The sequence below is a fragment of the Geodermatophilus tzadiensis genome, assembly GCF_003002915.1.
Lineage (GTDB): Bacteria > Actinomycetota > Actinomycetes > Mycobacteriales > Geodermatophilaceae > Geodermatophilus > Geodermatophilus tzadiensis.
The window spans coordinates 1-15,188 of record NZ_PVTG01000007.1; the positions used below are offsets into that span (position 1 = coordinate 1).

Here is a 15,188-nt window from a genome sequence, read left to right on the forward strand (position 1 = left end):
CTGCGGAGCGAATGGTCTTCGACAACCACGTGCGTTCCGCAGAGGCGCCCCCATGTCAACACTCAGTTGCTGCGAGCAACCCACATAACGCGCCTGAGGCCTCCGCCTGAGGCCTCCGCCCGCACCGCAGCGTGTCCTCCCTCACCGCAGCGCGTCCGACCTGACCGCCCACCGTCGGGGAGGACACGCGACGATCAGGTCACCTGATCCCGGACCCGGCCCGCCCGGGGTCCAGCGGCCCGCCGCCGTGCCCGGCTGCGCGGCGCCTGTCAGGGTGGCCGCCGTGCAGTCCACCGGCACCACCGACCGAGCCGCGGGGACCTGGGGCCTGACCGCCGCCGAGGCGCAGGCCCGACTCCGCCGCGGCGAGGGCAACACCGCGCCGCGCGGGTCCAGCCGCGGCTACGCGCAGATCCTGCGGACCAACGTCTTCAACCTCTTCAACACGATCCTGTTCACCATCGGTGCGGCCCTGCTGGCGCTGGGCCGCTACAGCGACGCGGTCACCAGCGTCGGCCTGGGCCTGGTCAACGCCGCGATCAGCGCCGTGCAGGAGATCCGCGCCAAGCGCAAGCTCGACCGGCTGCAGCTGCTCTCCCGCGGCCGGGTCACGGTGGTGCGCGACGGCCGCGACGTGGAGGTGCTCCCCCACGAGGTGGTCCGCGGCGACGTGCTGCACGTGCGCCCCGGCGACCAGGTCGTCGTCGACGGCCCGCTGCTCGAGGGCGCCGTCGAGGCCGACGAGTCGCTGCTGACCGGCGAGTCCGACCCGCAGCCCAAGCGCTCCGGCGACGACCTGCTCTCGGGCAGCTTCGCCGCCGGCGGCGAGGGCTGGCAGCTGGCCCGCGACGTCGGCGGCGCCAGCTACGCCAGCCGGCTGACCGCCGACGTCCGCCGGGTGAGCACCGACGCCACGCCGCTGCAGCGGCGGATCGACTTCGTCGTCCGGCTGGTCATGCTGCTCGTCGCGCTGATGAGCGCCACCATCCTGCTGCAGGCCGCCCTCGAGGGGTTCTCCGTGGAGCGGGTCGTGCAGACCACCGCGGTGCTCTCCGGCCTGGTGCCCTACGGGCTGTTCTTCCTCGTCGCGCTCGCCTACACCGTCGGCGCGGCGGCCAGCGCCCGCGACGGCGCGCTGGTGCAGCAGGTCAACGCCGTGGAGTCGATCAGCAACGTCGACGTCGTCTGCACCGACAAGACCGGCACGCTCACCACCGGCCGGCTCACCCTCGCCGAGGTGGTGCCCGTCGGCCCGCTCCCGCAGGAGGAGGTGGCGCGGCTGGTCGGGACGGCGGCCCGCAGCACCGCCGCGGGCAACCTCACCTCCACCGCGCTGGCCGCCGCGCTGCCCGGGCGGCAGTGCCCGCTGCTCGAGGAGGTGCCGTTCTCCTCGGCGCTGCGGTGGAGCGCGGTGCGCACCGACGACGGCGTGCTGGTGCTGGGCGCGCCCGAGTCCCTCACCCCGGCCATGCCCGGCGCGGCGCTGACCGACGCCGTCACCGCCCGGACCGCGCAGGGCCTGCGGGTGCTCGTCGCCGCCCGCCCGGTCGACCCGGCCGCACCCCTGCGCGACGACGGCGGCCGGGCGCGGCTGCCCGCCCTGGAGCCGCTGGCGCTGGTCGTCCTGGCCGACGAGCTGCGTCCCGGCGTGCCCGAGACGGTCGCCCGCTTCGCCGCCGACGGCGTCGACCTCAAGGTGGTCTCCGGCGACGACCCGCGCACCGTCGCCGCGCTCGCCCGGCAGGCCGGGATGGGCGCCGGCGACCCGGTCTCCGGCGCGGAGCTCGAGGCGCTGTCGGACGCCGAGCTCGACGCCCTGGTCACCCGCACCGCCGTCTTCGGCCGGATCGCGCCGGAGCAGAAGGAGCGGCTGGTCGACTCGCTGCGCCGCCAGGGCCGCTACGTCGCGATGATCGGCGACGGCGTCAACGACGCGCGGGCGCTCAAGCGGGCGCAGGTCGGCGTGGCGATGCGCAGCGGCAGCGCGGTCACCCGCGACGTCGCCGACATCGTGCTCACCGAGGACGCGATCGGCGCGCTGCTGCCCGCCCAGCACGAGGGCCGCCGGATCATCACCGGCATCGGCACCTCGATGCAGGTGTTCCTCGCCCGCGTGGGCACCCAGGGCCTGGTGATCGTCGCGGTCACCATGCTGGGGCTGGGGTTCCCCTACTCCCCCGCGCAGGTCGGGCTGACCCTGCTGACCGTCGGCGTCCCGACGCTGTTCCTCACCACCTGGGCGCGGCCCGAGCGCCCCGACCCGCAGCTGCTGACCTCGCTGTGGCGCTTCGTCGTCCCGGCGATGGTGGTGACGGCGGCCGGGGGCGTCGCCGTCTACGCCACGCTCTACACCGCGCTGATCGACGTCGTCGGCACCGCCCGGACGCCGGAGGAGGTGGTCGCCGACTTCGAGAGCTACACCGGCGTCTCGTCCTCCGACGTCGGCTTCGCCGAGGCCGCGGCCACCATCGGCGCCCAGACCGGGCTGTCGACCTTCGTGTCCTACGCGGCCTTCCTGCTCATCCTCTTCCTGCGCCCGCCCAACCGGTTCTTCGCCTCCTGGACGCGCCCGGACGGCGACCGGCGGCCCGCGCTGCTGGTCGCCGGTCTGGTCGTGGCGTTCACCGGGCTGCTGTTCGTCCCGGTGCTCACCGACTACTTCGGCCTCACCGACGCCGCCGAGCCGGTCTTCGCCACCGTGCTGCCGGCGCTGGTCCTGTGGTTCGCCGTGCTGACCGCGGTCTACCGGTTCCGGCTGCTCGAGCGCGCGCTCGGTCTCCCGCCCGCAGGGTGAGCGTCAGCCCCGGATGCGGCCCAGGACGTCGTCGAGGGTGAGCCGGCGGGCCGCCTCGCGGTCGACGACGAGGACGTCGTCGGGGCCCTCCGGCCCGGCCGCCTCGGCGCGCGCCTGCTGCTGGCGCGCCCAGCGGCTGGCGTGCCCGCGCATCCGGCGCGCCGAGATGGCCCGCCCGCGCTCGCGCTGACCGGCCGCGGCCTCCTCCGGCGTGGTGTCCAGCAGCACCAGCCGCACGGCCCGCCCGGCCCGGTGCGCGGCCCGCAGCACCACCGTGCGCCACGCGGTGCTGGTCCAGGGATCGGTGAGGACGACGACCGGGGCGGGGCCGGCCAGCGCCCGGAGCACGGCGACGCGGTGCACGGCGTGCACCAGCGGGCGCAGCAGCGGGTACGGCAGGCCGGCACCGGCCAGCCGCTCGGCGACGTGCTCGGAGTCCACGGCGGTCACCCCGGGCACCTCGCGGTCGAGCACCTGCCGCAGCAGCGTCGTCTTGCCGCTGCCCGGCAGCCCGCCGATCACCACGAGCGCGGGGCCGTCGGCCGCGGCACCGGGCGTGCCGGGCACCGGGACCTCATCGGTCGACACGGTTCTCTCCCACCTCCCGAGGGCCACCGCCGGGTGGCCGACCCGGAGGGTGCCGGAGCCCGGCCGGGGCCGTCGAGAGGTCAACGCGCACGGCCCCCCGGACGTGCCCACAGGGCGGCGTCCGTGCAGGTCAGGCTAGCCTTCCTTGGCTGGCGGGCCCTCCGGGGGCGTGCCAGCCTGGTGCCATGACCTCTCTCCAGGACATGCCCCAGGTGCAGGACTGTGCGGTCAGCAGCTGTTCCTACAACGCCGAGCACCAGTGCCACGCGGGGGCAATCACCGTGGGCGGTGACCACGCCCACTGCGGCACCTTCGTGGAGATCAGCTTCCGCGGCGGTCTCGACCGCAACGGCATGGTCGGTGCCTGCCACCGCTCCGACTGCGTGCACAACGACAAGCTCGAGTGCACCGCCCCGGGGATCCGCGTCGGCCCCGAGGCCGACGCCGCGGACTGCCTGACCTACCAGGCCCGCTAGTCCCCGCGCGCAGGCCGGGCCGTCGGCCTGCGGCAGGTCAGGACGCCAGCAGGTCGGCGCCCAGCGGCTCGTGGACGAGCCCGCCGGCCGGGTCGGCGCGCAGCGCGCCGTCGGCGACGGCGAGCGCGGCCACGGGGTCGGCGTCGTCGACGAGGACCGCGCGACCGGCGGTGGCCACCGGCCGGAGTGCGGCGAGCAGCCGGCGGCGCTCGGGGGCGGCCAGGCCGTCGGTGAAGCGGTCGACGAGCACGATGGTCGCGTCCTGCGCGGCGACGGCGTCGATCGCCTCGAGGCGGTCGACCACGTCCTCACCGGCCCGGGCGGCCAGCCGGTGCACCCGCACCGACGCGTGCCCGGAGGCGCAGCGCCCGCTGTCGTCGTCCAGCGCGGTCATGACCCGGCTCCTGGCACCGTCCGGTCCCAGCAGCACAGTCACGTCGCCGACCGGCAGTCGCAGCCCCACGCACGCCTCCTCGGATTGCAGTGAGGCGAGCCTAACCTCAGCGGACGGATCGGTCCACTCCCGTCCGCCCCCCACCGCCCACGGACGACCCGGACGACGGCGACGGCGCCACCCGGGGTGCGGGCGGCGCCGTCGGCCCGTGCTGCTCGGGTCAGGGGCGGCGGTCAGTCGTCGTCGCCGTCGCGCCAGTGACCCCACGGACCGCGCGGGCCGCCGTCGGCGTCGGCGTCGTTGACCCGCTCGGTGATCCAGGTCTCCAGCTCGGCGGAGCGCTCGTCGGCCTGCTCCTGGGTGAGCCGGCCCTCGGCCACCGCCTCGTCGAGGTGCTCCTGCGCGGCCGCGGTGAGCGCGGCGACCAGGTCCTCGACGGCCACGCCCTGGTCCTCGGCCACGCTGGCGAGGCTGGCGCCGTCGGCCTGGAGCGCGGTGCGCAGGTCCTCCTCGCTCAGGCCCAGCGTCTCGGCGGCGACCTCCAGGCCGAAGCCGCCGTGCCACCCGTACCCGCCGTGGCCGCCGAAGCCGGCCTCGCTCAGCGTGGTGGCCACCTCGTCGGCCTGCTCCTGGCTGATCGAGCCGTCGTCGACCAGGCCGGAGAGGGCGTCGCGGATGCGGTCCTCGGCGGTCGCGCTGTCGGTCGTGCTCTCGGTCGTCGTGGGCTCGTCGTCGGCCATCGCGGGCACGGCGAGTCCCAGGCCGGTCAGGGTGAGCGCACCGGCGGTGGCGGCGAGGACGATCTTCTTGCGCACGGGTCACTCCTAGTCCGGACAGCCGGTCCCTCCGGCCTACACCTCTGAGGATCGACCGCTTTCCTGTGATGCACCTGGGAACGGGCCGCTCCCCACCTGTGACTGTGCGGTTCCGCTCCGCCACGCCTGCGCGGGTCAGTTGGGGATAACGGTTCATGGACCGGCGACCGGACGAGCCGGCGCTGCGCCCGGCTGCGCCGTTCGTGCCTCGCTCATGCCGCCCGCACGGCGAAGCTGGACGAAGGGCATGTAGCGATGTATCGTTAGCGTCATCCGATACGACACAGGAGGTCCTGCGATGTTCTCGCACCCCTTCCCCGGAGGCCGGCAGCCCGGCCCGCGCCGCGGCTTCCGCGGTCCTCACCACCACCCCCGCGAGGGTGGTCCGTTCGACGCTCCCGGCGGCTTCGGCCCCGGCGGCCCCGGCGGCCCCGGCGGCTATGGCGGCTTCGGTCCCGGCGGCGGCTTCGGCCCCGGCGGCCCCCCCGGCGGCCCGGGCGGTCGCCGCGGCTTCGGCCCCGGCGGTCCCCGTGGTGGCCGGCGCGGCCGTGCCCCGCGGGGCGACGTCCGCACCGCCGTCCTGCTGCTGCTCACCGAGCAGCCGATGCACGGCTACCAGCTCATGCAGGCCATCGCCGAGCGCAGCGGCGGCCGCTGGACGCCCAGCCCCGGCGCGGTCTACCCCACGATCAGCGCGCTGGAGGACGAGGGCCTGGCCACCGTCACCGCCGAGGCTGGCCGCAAGCTGGTCACCCTGACCGAGGCCGGCCGGCAGCACGTCGAGGAGCGCCGCGGCAGCTGGCCCGACCCGTTCGGCGGCGCTGCCGACGGCACGGCCGGGCCCGACCTGCGCGGCCTGCTCGAGCAGGTGCACGGCGCCGTCCGCCAGGTGTCGCGCACGGGGTCGGAGGCGCAGCTGACCGCCTCGGCCGCCGTCCTCGCCGAGGCCCGTCGCGCGCTCTACCTGCTGCTCGCCGAGGGTCCCGACGACGCCGCGGCAGCCGGCCCGGCCGGCCCGCCCGCGACGTGAGCCGCACGGGACACCGCTCCGGGGGCTGAGCTCCCGAAGCGGTGCCGGTCAGCCGAAGCGGACCGGCTGGCCGGTGGCCTCGAGCACCGACATCCACAGGTCGCCGAGCGGGTCGACGTGGTTGCGGCGGCTGACCGCCAGGGCCATCGGGATGTGCACGAACCGCCGCCGCCGGCGCGCCACGATCACCTCGGTGCGCCCGGCCATCGCCGCGTGCACCGCGGCGTGCGCCAGCCGCAGGCAGTAGGCGCTGTCGTAGGGGTTGGCCGGCACGCTGCGGATGGCGTAGCTCGGGTCGAAGTAGCGGACGTTGTTCTCCACGCCGTGCGCGTCGAGGTGCTCGACGATCTTGCGGCGCAGCAGCCGGCCGATGTCGCCGAAGCGGACGTTGCCCGAGGCGTCGCGGCCGGGCTCCTCCCCCTCGACGTGCTCCTGGCCGGCGCCCTCGGCGACGACGACGACCGCGTGCCCGCGCTCCTGCACGCGCTGGCGCAGGTTCTCCAGGAACCCGTGCTCGCCGTCGAGGGCGAAGGGCACCTCGGGGATGAGGACGTAGTCGGCGTCGTCCTTGGCCAGGGTCGAGTAGCAGGCGATGAAGCCCGAGTGCCGGCCCATGAGCTTGACCAGCCCGATGCCGCCGGGGGCCGAGCGCGCCTCGACGCTGGCGGCGTGGATCGACTTGGTGGCCTCCGACATCGCCGTCTGGAAGCCGAAGCTCTGGTCGATGTAGGGGATGTCGTTGTCGATCGTCTTCGGGATGCCGACCACGGCCACCTTCAGGCCGCGCCGCTCCACCTCGGCGACGACGTCCATCGCGCCGCGGATGGTGCCGTCGCCGCCGATGACGAACAGGATGTTGATGTTGAGGCGCTCGAGCGCGTCGACGATCGCCTCGGGGTCCTGCTTGCCGCGGGAGGTGCCGAGGATCGTGCCGCCCTCGTCGTCGATGTGCATGACGACCTCGGGCGTGAGGTCGAGCACGTCCTCGCCGAACTCGGGGATGAACCCCCGGTAGCCGTTGCGGAAGCCGACGATCCGCCGGACGCCGTAGTGCCGGGACAGCTCCAGCACCAGCCCGCGGATGACGTCGTTGAGGCCGGGGCACAGCCCGCCGCAGGTGACGATCCCGACCCGGGTCTTGGCCGGGTCGAAGTAGATCTTCTTGCGCGGGCCGCCGGGCTCCAGGCTGGGCAGCTGCTCGAGGGGCACCCCGCGGGCGCCGGCCATCGACAGCGTGTCGTCGAAGAGGATGCGGTCCTCCTCGACGACGGAGTGCTGCGTCGTCTCCCGGGAGCCGAGCCGCGGCGCCAGGGGCGAGTCGATGCGGCAGGGGCCCAGCGTGCGGACGGCGAGGTCCGCGGAGACGACCATGGGGAGGACGGTCCCACACGGACCCAGTCGTCATGACGACTGGGTCCGGATGGGCGCGTCAGATCGGGAACTCCACGCCCTGCGCCAGCGGCAGCTCGCCGGAGTAGTTGATCGTGTTGGTGGCCCGGCGCATGTACGCCTTCCACGCGTCGGACCCGGACTCGCGGCCGCCGCCGGTGTGCTTCTCCCCGCCGAAGGCGCCGCCGATCTCCGCCCCGGAGGTGCCGATGTTGACGTTGGCGATGCCGCAGTCGGAGCCGTCGGCGGCCAGGAACCGCTCGGCCTCGGCCTGGTCGGAGGTGAAGATGCTCGACGACAGGCCCTGCGGGACGTCGTTGTTCAGCGCCACGGCCTCCTCCAGGGTGCGGTAGGGCAGCACGTAGAGGATCGGCGCGAACGTCTCCTGCCGGACGACGTCGGTCTGCGCGGGCATGCGGACCAGCGCGGGCTCGGCGTAGTAGGCGTCGGGCGCCTCCTCGGCCAGCCGCCGTCCGCCGCCGGCGACGACCTCGCCGCCCTGCTGCCGGGCGGCCTCCAGCGCGTCCTGCATCGCCTTGTGGGCGGCGTCGTGGACCAGCGGGCCGACCAGCGTCCCCGGGGCGATCGGCGAGCCGATCGGCAGGTTGCGGTAGGCGGCGGCGACCCGCTCGACGAGCGCGTCGATGACGTCGACGTGCGCGATGACGCGGCGCATCGTGGTGCACCGCTGCCCGGCGGTGCCCGCGGCGGAGAAGACGATCCCGCGGGTGGCCAGGTCGAGGTCGGCCGACGGGGTGACGATCGCGGCGTTGTTGCCGCCGAGCTCGAGCAGCGAGCGGCCGAAGCGGTCGGCGACCCGCGGGCCGACGACCCGGCCCATGCGGGTGGACCCGGTGGCCGACAGCAGCGCGACGCCGGGCGAGTCGACCAGCGCCTCGCCGACGTCGGCCCCGCCGAGCACGACCTGGCTGAGCCCGGCCGGCGCGCCGGTCTCGGCGATCGCCCGGTCCAGCAGCGCGGCAGCGGCCAGCGCCGACAGCGGGGCGAGCTCCGACGGCTTCCACACGACCGGGTCGCCGCAGACGAGGGCGACGGCGGTGTTCCAGGACCAGACGGCGACCGGGAAGTTGAAGGCGCTGATGACGCCGACGACGCCGAGCGGGTGCCAGGTCTCCATGAGCCGGTGACCGGGGCGCTCGGAGCTGATGGTGCGCCCGTAGAGCTGGCGGGACAGGCCGACGGCGAACTCGCAGATGTCGACCATCTCCTGCACCTCGCCGGCCGCCTCGGAGGTGATCTTGCCGACCTCCAGGCTGACCAGGGTGGCGAGGTCGGCCTTGTGCTCGCGCAGCAGCTCGCCGAGGCGGCGCACGAGCTGGCCGCGCACCGGTGCCGGCGTCGTCCGCCAGGTGCCGAACGCCTCCCCGGCGCGGGCGACGGCCGTCTCGACGTCGGCGGCGGTGTCCCAGCGGACCGAGGCCAGGGGGGTGCCGGTCAGCGGCGAGGTCACCGGGTGGTCACCGGCGACGGCGTCGAGGTCGACGCCGCAGCGTCCGGCGGCCTCGCGGGCGAGGGTCCGGAGCTCCTCGGCGGTGGGCAGGCTGGTCACGTTCTGCGGTCCTCCGTGTCAGACGATGTTCAGTTCCGGGCGGGCGCCCGCGGTGGCGAACCGCCGGACGTCGAGGCCGGCGACGTCCACCAGCGTCTCGCGCCCCAGGTACAGGTCGCGCACCACCTCCCCCACCGCCGGGCCCATGAGGAACCCGTGCCCGGAGAAGCCGGTGGCGTACAGCAGCCCCTCGACCTCGGCGGACCGGCCGATGAGGGCGTTGTGGTCGGGCGTCATCTCGTAGAGCCCGGCCCAGCCGCCGGTGATGCCCACCGACGCCAGCGCGGGCGCCCGCCGCTCCACCGCCTCGCCCAGCCGCGGGAGCCACGCCTCGGAGCGGGTGAGCCGGAAGCCGGGCGTCTCGTCGGGGTCGGACATGCCCATGAGCACACCGGCCCCCTCGCGGTGGAAGTAGAAGGAGGTGGCGAAGTCGATGGTGAACGGGGTGTGCGGGTCGAGCCCCGGCACGGGCTCGGTGACCAGGATCTGCCGGCGCAGCGGCTCCACCGGCAGCTCGATCCCGGCGAGGCGGCCCACCTCCGCCGACCACGGCCCGGCCGCGACGACGACGGCGTCGGTCTGCACCCGCCCCGCCCGGGTGCGCACCCCGGTCACCTGCCCCTCGGCGACGTCGATCCCGGTGACCGCGCAGTGCGGCACGAGCGTGGCACCGGCCTGGCGGGCCGCCGCGGCGTAGCCGAGGACGACCGACTCCGGCGTGCAGTGGCCGTCGGTGGGCGACCAGGCGGCGGCGAGCAGGCCCTCGCCGGCGACGAGCGGGGACAGCCGCTGCGCCTCGGCGACGTCGACCACCCGGCTGGGCACGCCGAGGTCGTTCTGCAGCGCGACCGCGGCGGTGAAGTCCTCGACCTCCGCGGGCGTCGACAGCAGGAAGAGGTAGCCGACCTGGGCGAAGTCGACGTCCTGGCCGAAGCGGGCCGGGAAGTCGCGGAAGGTCTCCAGGCTGCGGGCGCCCAGGGTGACGTTGACCGGGTCGGAGAACATCGCGCGCACCCCGCCGGCCGCCCGGCAGGTCGAGCCCGAGCCGAAGGAGTCGCGCTCGAGCAGGACGACGTCGCGCACGCCGGCGCGGGCCAGCTCGTACGCCGTCGCCAGGCCCACCACTCCCCCGCCGATCACGACGACCGACGCCGAGGGCGGCAGCTGCGGGCTCATCGGGGTCCTCCTGGCCGGACGCGGGTGCGGGAGCCCATCCTGCGGGGCGGGCGGCCCGCCGCACCAGGCCCCGGGAGCGTGGCGTCCGGCCGCCGTCGCCGTCCACGCCGTGTGCACGCACCGCGGACCGGTGGCGCCGCGGCCGACGGCACGGGCACACACCGCGGACGCCGGCGGAGGCTCACCCGCCGGACCTCACCCGCCGAACGCGGCGACGACCTCGGCGGCGGTGCAGCGGTGGGACAGCAGGCTGTAGTCGAGGCCGGCCAGCGAGCGGCGGGCGGCGTCCTCGTCGACCACCCCGCAGGCGTCCTCCACCACCACCGGGAGGAACCCGAGGTCGGCGGCGTGCCGGGCGGTGGGCTCGATGCCGATCTCCAGTACCGCACCGACCAGGACCAGGGTGGTCACCCCCCGGTCGCGCAGCACGGCCTCCAGCGGCGTCCCCACCAGCGCCGACATGCCCAGCTTGTCGAACACCGGCTCGCCGTCGGCCGGCGCGAGGTCCGGGGTGATCTGCGTGTGCTCGGCGTCCGGCGGGAAGGCGGCGGTGACGGCGTCGGCGCGGTCCCGCCGCTGCCAGGCCATCGCGGTGCGCAGCGCGGCCACGCCCATGTGCGAGGGCGGCAGGGACACGTGCCGCACGTACAGCACGGGGACGCCGGCCGCGCGGGCCGCGCGCAGCACGTCCGCGATCCGCCCGGTCAGCGCCCCGCGGTCCCGGACGTGGGCCAGGATGCCCACCTGCGCGTCGTAGACGAGCACGGCGCTGGCCGCCGGCCGGCACATCTCGGCGACCGTCTCGGGGACGTCGACACCGAAGGCGCGCTGCACCGCACGAGCCTGGCAGCCCCCGCCGTCGAGTACCAGGCCCGGCGGCCCGGTGGTAGGCACGGGACGAGGGCCCGGACCCGGGCCGACCCGAGGAGGCGACGTGCAGGCAGTGGTCTACGAGCGCACCGGCGGACCGGAGGTGCTGACCGTCCAGGACGTGCCCGACCCCGAGCCCCGCGACGGCGAGGTGCTCGTCGACGTCGAGGCGGTGGGCGTCAACTTCCGCGACGTGTACGAGCGCGAGGGCCGCCCGCCCTACACGGCGTCCCCGCCCGCGGTGGTCGGCGCCGAGGGTGCCGGGCGCGTCGTGGACACCGGGGAGCGGGTGGCCTGGCTCAACGTGCCGGGCAGCTACGCCGGGCGGGTGGCCGCCCGGCGGGGCGCGCTGGTGCCGGTGCCCGACGGGGTGAGCTCGGAGCTGGCCGCCGCCGTCATGCTGCAGGGCTGCACCGCGCACTACCTGGCCGCCGACTCCCACCCCGTGGCCGAGGGCGACTGGGTGGTGGTGCACAGCGCCGCCGGCGGTGTCGGGCTGCTGCTCACCCAGCTGGTGCGGCTGCGCGGCGGGCACGTGCAGGCCACGACCTCGACCGAGGAGAAGGCGGAGCTGGCCCGGGGCGCCGGCGCCGACGAGGTCGTCGTCGGCTACGACGGCTTCGTCGAGCGGGTGCGCGAGCTCTCCGGCGGCGAGGGCGCGGCCGCGGTGTACGACGGCGTCGGCCGGACCACGTTCACCGCGGGGCTCCGGGCGCTGCGGCCCACCGGCCGGATGGTCCTGTACGGCGCCTCCAGCGGGCAGCCCGAGCCGCTGGAGCTGCAGCAGCTGGCCGCGCACGGCTCGGTCTACGTGCAGCGCCCGACGCTGGCCACCTACACCCGCACGCCGGAGCTGCTGCGCGAGCGCGCCGGCGCGGTGCTCGGCCTGGTCGCCGCCGGCCGGCTCGACGTGCGCATCGGCGCGCGCCTGCCGCTGGCGCAGGCCCGCCGGGCGCACGAGGACCTCGAGGGCCGCCGGACGACGGGCAAGGTGCTGCTGTTCCCCGGCGGGGGCGGCACCGCGTGAGCGTGCTCGCGCGGCTGGGCGGTCTGCTGGCCGACGCGGCGCTGGGATTGCCGCTGCGCGCGACGGCCTACACCGTCGAGCGCGACGTCGCCGTGCCGATGCCCGACGGGGTGGCGCTGCTCGGCGACCACTACCGACCCGCCGCCGCCGACGGCCCGCTGCCCGTCGTCCTCGTCCGGCTGCCCTACGGCCGCGCCGGCGTGTTCGCGCACGCGTTCGCCGCGCCCTACGCCCGGCGCGGGTTCCAGGTGTTCGTGCAGTCCACCCGCGGCACGTTCGGCTCCGGCGGGCTGTTCCGGCCCTTCACCACCGAGCACGAGGACGGCCTGGCCACCCTCGCCTGGCTGCGCGCACGACCGTGGTGCGACGGCCGGGTGGCGATGACCGGCGCCAGCTACTTCGGGCACACCCAGTGGGCGGTGGCGCCCTACGCCGACCCGCCGCTGGTGTCGGTCTCCCCGCACGTCACCGCCGCGCAGGTCACCCGGGCGTTCTACGAGCACGGCGCGCCGATGGTCGAGAACGCGCTGGAGTGGTCGGTCGCCATCGGCCGCCAGGAGGCCGGCGGGCTGCCCGGGCCGCTGCGCCCCCGGCTGCGGGCGCGCGTCCAGCGGGCGCTGCGCGCGCTGCCGCTGCAGGCCGCCGACACCGCCGCGGTCGGCGCACCGGTGCCCTTCTGGCGCGACTTCACCGGTCACGCCGCTCCGGGCGACCCGTTCTGGAACGTCGCCGACCACCACGGGGCCGACCTGACCCGGATGCCCCCGGTGAGCATGGTCACCGGCTGGTGGGACCTCTTCTGCGCCGCCCAGCTCGCCGACCACGCCCGGCTGCGCGCCGCCGGCGTCCCGGTACGGATCACCGTCGGCCCCTGGCTGCACGGGGACCCCGCCGAGCTCCGGACCGCCCTGCGCGACGACGTCGCCTGGCTCGGCCACCACCTCCACGGCGCCCCCGCCCCGCAGGGGCTCCCGGTCCGGCTGTACCTGCAGCGGGCCGGCACCTGGCTGGAGTCGCAGAGCTGGCCGCCGCCGGGCAGCCGGCCGGTCGCCCACCACCTCCGCGCCGGCGGCCGGCTCACCGAGGAGGCCGAGGCCGGCGACGCCCCGCCCGGCCGGTTCACCTTCGACCCGGCCGACCCGACACCCACCGTGGGCGGGCCGCTGCTGGTGCGGCCGGGCGGGCAGGCCGACAACGCCGCGGTCGAGGCCCGCGACGACGTCCTGGTGTTCACCGGGCCCGTGCTGTCCCGCGACGTGGACGTCGTCGGGCACGTGCGCGCCCGGGTGCACGTGCGCCCCGAGCACGAGCACGCCGACGTCTTCGTGCGGCTCTGCGACGTGTCCCCGGACGGGGTCTCGCGCAACGTGGTCGACGGCGTCCGCCGGCTCGACCCCCGCACCGTGCCGGCCGCCGACGTGACCGTGGGCGAGGACGGCGTGCTGGCCGTCGACGTCGAGCTGTTCCCCACCGCCTACCGGTTCCGCGCCGGCCACCGGCTGCGGATGCAGGTCGCCGGCGGCGCGTTCCCGCGCTTCGCCCGCAACCCCGGCACCGGGGAGCCCTTCGCCACCGCGACCACGGGCCGCCCGTGCCGCGTCGAGGTGCACCACGACGCGGCACACCCCTCGCGCGTGGAGCTGCCCGTCCTGGGCTGACCCGCCCCGCACGCACGACGGCGCCCCCTCCGACAGGAGGGGGCGCCGCTACGTGACCTGCTGGAACGGCCCCCGTGCAGGGACCCGGCCCGAGCACGGTGACGTGCTGGAACGGCCCCGCTGCAGGGTCCCGCCGCGAGCGTGCGAGTGGCGGGGGGCAGCGGGGTCCTTACCCGGCGAGGTCGCCGGCCAGCTCGCCCTCGAACGCGTCCTGCACGACCTCGGCACCGCCGGGGACGTCGGCCGGCCGCAGGATGAAGCTCTGCGTGCTCGGCGAGACGCCCGGCTCGAACGCCTCGATCGGCACGATCAGGCCGCCGGTGTCGACGTTCTCCAGCTCGCCGAACGCGGCGACGACGCCCTCACGGGTGAGGTCACCGTTCTCGCACGCCGCGTCGAGGGTCTGCTTCATGACGTCGCCCATCGCGTACCCGAAGATCGCGCCGAGGCTCGGCGTGGTGTTCGGGTAGGCCGCCTGGTACTCCTGCAGCAGCTCGGGCTCGGCGTCCCACGCGGTGATCGGCGAGGACACGTACAGGTGGTCCTTGAGCCACTGCGCCGAGGGGCCCTGCAGCAGGCCCGGCGCGAACACCGGGTTGCTGCCCAGGATCGGCACGTCGAGGCCCTGCGCCTGCGCCACCGCGGCCGCCGAGGCGGTCTGCGGGGGCGCGACGGTCAGCACGATCGCGTCGACGCCCTCGGAGGCGAACTGGGTGATCTGCGCGGACATGTCCTGGTCGGTGGACTTGATCTGCGCCGGGATGACGGTGAGGTCGCGGGCCTCGGCCACGGCCTCGCTGCCGGCCAGGCCGTTCTCCCCGTACTCGCCCTCGAAGTAGATGTGCCCGACGGTGGCGCCGTCCTGCAGCAGGCCCTGGTCGAAGAGGTACTGGTAGCCGTTGGCCAGCTCGACGTCGTAGGTGGCGCCCAGGACGCCGGTGCCGGGGATCTCGGTGAGCGTGCGCGCCCAGGCCGACGGGAAGTTGACGATCGAGTCGCTCTCGTACTCCGGCGCGAGCGCGGTGTTGATCGGCGAGCCGATCGTCTGCTGCATCGCCAGGATGTTGGGCTCCATGCCGGAGTACAGCTGCACGCCGTTCTGCGGCACGTAGTTGGTGTCCTGGACGTCGAGCTCGACGTCGTAGGTGTCGCAGACCTGGTTGTCCTGCCAGTACAGCGTGTTGCCGTTGGTGATGTCGGTGCCCAGCGCGGCGAACACACCGGTCAGGTCGGTGAGCACACCGAGCCGGATGGTGGTGCCCTCGATGCCGACGTCGGTCGTGACCTCCCCCTCGGAGCCGCCGCCACCACCACCGCCGCCACCGCTCTCCGGTGCCTTGGTGCTGCAGCCGCTGACCGCCACGGCGGCGGCAGCGGCCAGCACGGTGGCCCCCCGTAGAC

Annotated in this window: 13 protein-coding genes; 5 read left to right on the forward strand and 8 right to left on the reverse strand. The window is 75.6% G+C overall.

Annotation, left to right across the window (positions count from 1 at the left end):
* The first annotated feature begins 283 nt into the window (after window positions 1–283).
* Window positions 284–2,794 (forward strand): HAD-IC family P-type ATPase, encoded by a 2,511-nt coding sequence (locus tag LY71_RS10725; RefSeq protein ID WP_106277563.1) that lies wholly within the window; start codon window positions 284–286, stop codon window positions 2,792–2,794.
* A gap of 3 nt (window positions 2,795–2,797) precedes the next feature.
* Here LY71_RS10725 and LY71_RS10730 read toward each other — a convergent pair whose 3' ends face one another.
* Window positions 2,798–3,382 (reverse strand): AAA family ATPase, encoded by a 585-nt coding sequence (locus LY71_RS10730; protein WP_170121309.1) that lies wholly within the window; start codon window positions 3,380–3,382, stop codon window positions 2,798–2,800.
* A 185-nt stretch (window positions 3,383–3,567) separates the two neighbouring features.
* Between LY71_RS10730 and LY71_RS10735 the strand changes: the two genes are divergently transcribed.
* Window positions 3,568–3,858 (forward strand): DUF1540 domain-containing protein, encoded by a 291-nt coding sequence (locus tag LY71_RS10735; protein ID WP_106277242.1) that lies wholly within the window; start codon window positions 3,568–3,570, stop codon window positions 3,856–3,858.
* 37 nt (window positions 3,859–3,895) lie between these two features.
* Here LY71_RS10735 and LY71_RS10740 read toward each other — a convergent pair whose 3' ends face one another.
* Both LY71_RS10740 and LY71_RS10745 read right to left on the reverse strand, forming a co-directional pair.
* Window positions 3,896–4,252, reverse strand: coding sequence for a hypothetical protein (locus LY71_RS10740; protein WP_245887826.1), 357 nt, complete (start codon window positions 4,250–4,252; stop codon window positions 3,896–3,898).
* A gap of 233 nt (window positions 4,253–4,485) precedes the next feature.
* Window positions 4,486–5,067: a hypothetical protein gene (locus LY71_RS10745; RefSeq protein ID WP_106277246.1), complete on the reverse strand. Its 582-nt coding sequence runs from the start codon at window positions 5,065–5,067 to the stop codon at window positions 4,486–4,488.
* Between the two features lie 298 nt (window positions 5,068–5,365).
* On the opposite strand from LY71_RS10745, the gene LY71_RS10750 reads away from it, so the two are divergent.
* Window positions 5,366–6,097 (forward strand): PadR family transcriptional regulator, encoded by a 732-nt coding sequence (locus tag LY71_RS10750; protein ID WP_106277248.1) that lies wholly within the window; start codon window positions 5,366–5,368, stop codon window positions 6,095–6,097.
* A 48-nt stretch (window positions 6,098–6,145) separates the two neighbouring features.
* Here LY71_RS10750 and LY71_RS10755 read toward each other — a convergent pair whose 3' ends face one another.
* The 4 genes from LY71_RS10755 to LY71_RS10770 all read right to left on the reverse strand — a co-directional run bounded on the left by LY71_RS10755 (window position 6,146) and on the right by LY71_RS10770 (window position 11,066).
* Window positions 6,146–7,468: an ATP-dependent 6-phosphofructokinase gene (locus tag LY71_RS10755; RefSeq protein ID WP_106277250.1), complete on the reverse strand. Its 1,323-nt coding sequence runs from the start codon at window positions 7,466–7,468 to the stop codon at window positions 6,146–6,148.
* A gap of 58 nt (window positions 7,469–7,526) precedes the next feature.
* Window positions 7,527–9,056, reverse strand: coding sequence for an L-piperidine-6-carboxylate dehydrogenase (gene amaB / locus LY71_RS10760; RefSeq protein WP_106277252.1), 1,530 nt, complete (start codon window positions 9,054–9,056; stop codon window positions 7,527–7,529).
* 18 nt (window positions 9,057–9,074) lie between these two features.
* Complete coding sequence (locus LY71_RS10765; protein WP_211297260.1) at window positions 9,075–10,232, reverse strand: NAD(P)/FAD-dependent oxidoreductase; 1,158 nt, start codon at window positions 10,230–10,232, stop codon at window positions 9,075–9,077.
* A gap of 195 nt (window positions 10,233–10,427) precedes the next feature.
* Window positions 10,428–11,066 carry a cysteine hydrolase family protein gene (locus tag LY71_RS10770; protein WP_106277254.1) on the reverse strand — a complete coding sequence of 213 codons (639 nt, stop codon included), beginning with the start codon at window positions 11,064–11,066 and terminating at the stop codon, window positions 10,428–10,430.
* Window positions 11,067–11,166: 100 nt separating this feature from the next.
* On the opposite strand from LY71_RS10770, the gene LY71_RS10775 reads away from it, so the two are divergent.
* A complete protein-coding gene (locus LY71_RS10775; protein WP_106277256.1) occupies window positions 11,167–12,129 on the forward strand; it encodes a quinone oxidoreductase family protein in 963 nt (320 codons plus the stop codon).
* Window positions 12,126–13,787, forward strand: a complete 1,662-nt coding sequence (locus LY71_RS10780; protein ID WP_211297261.1) for a CocE/NonD family hydrolase — start codon at window positions 12,126–12,128, stop codon at window positions 13,785–13,787. Before LY71_RS10775 ends, LY71_RS10780 begins: the two co-directional genes overlap by 4 nt.
* Window positions 13,788–13,956: 169 nt before the next feature.
* Here LY71_RS10780 and LY71_RS10785 read toward each other — a convergent pair whose 3' ends face one another.
* On the reverse strand, window positions 13,957–15,171 hold the full coding sequence (locus tag LY71_RS10785) for an ABC transporter substrate-binding protein (RefSeq protein ID WP_245887827.1): 1,215 nt from the start codon (window positions 15,169–15,171) through the stop codon (window positions 13,957–13,959).
* Window positions 15,172–15,188 lie beyond the last annotated feature (17 nt).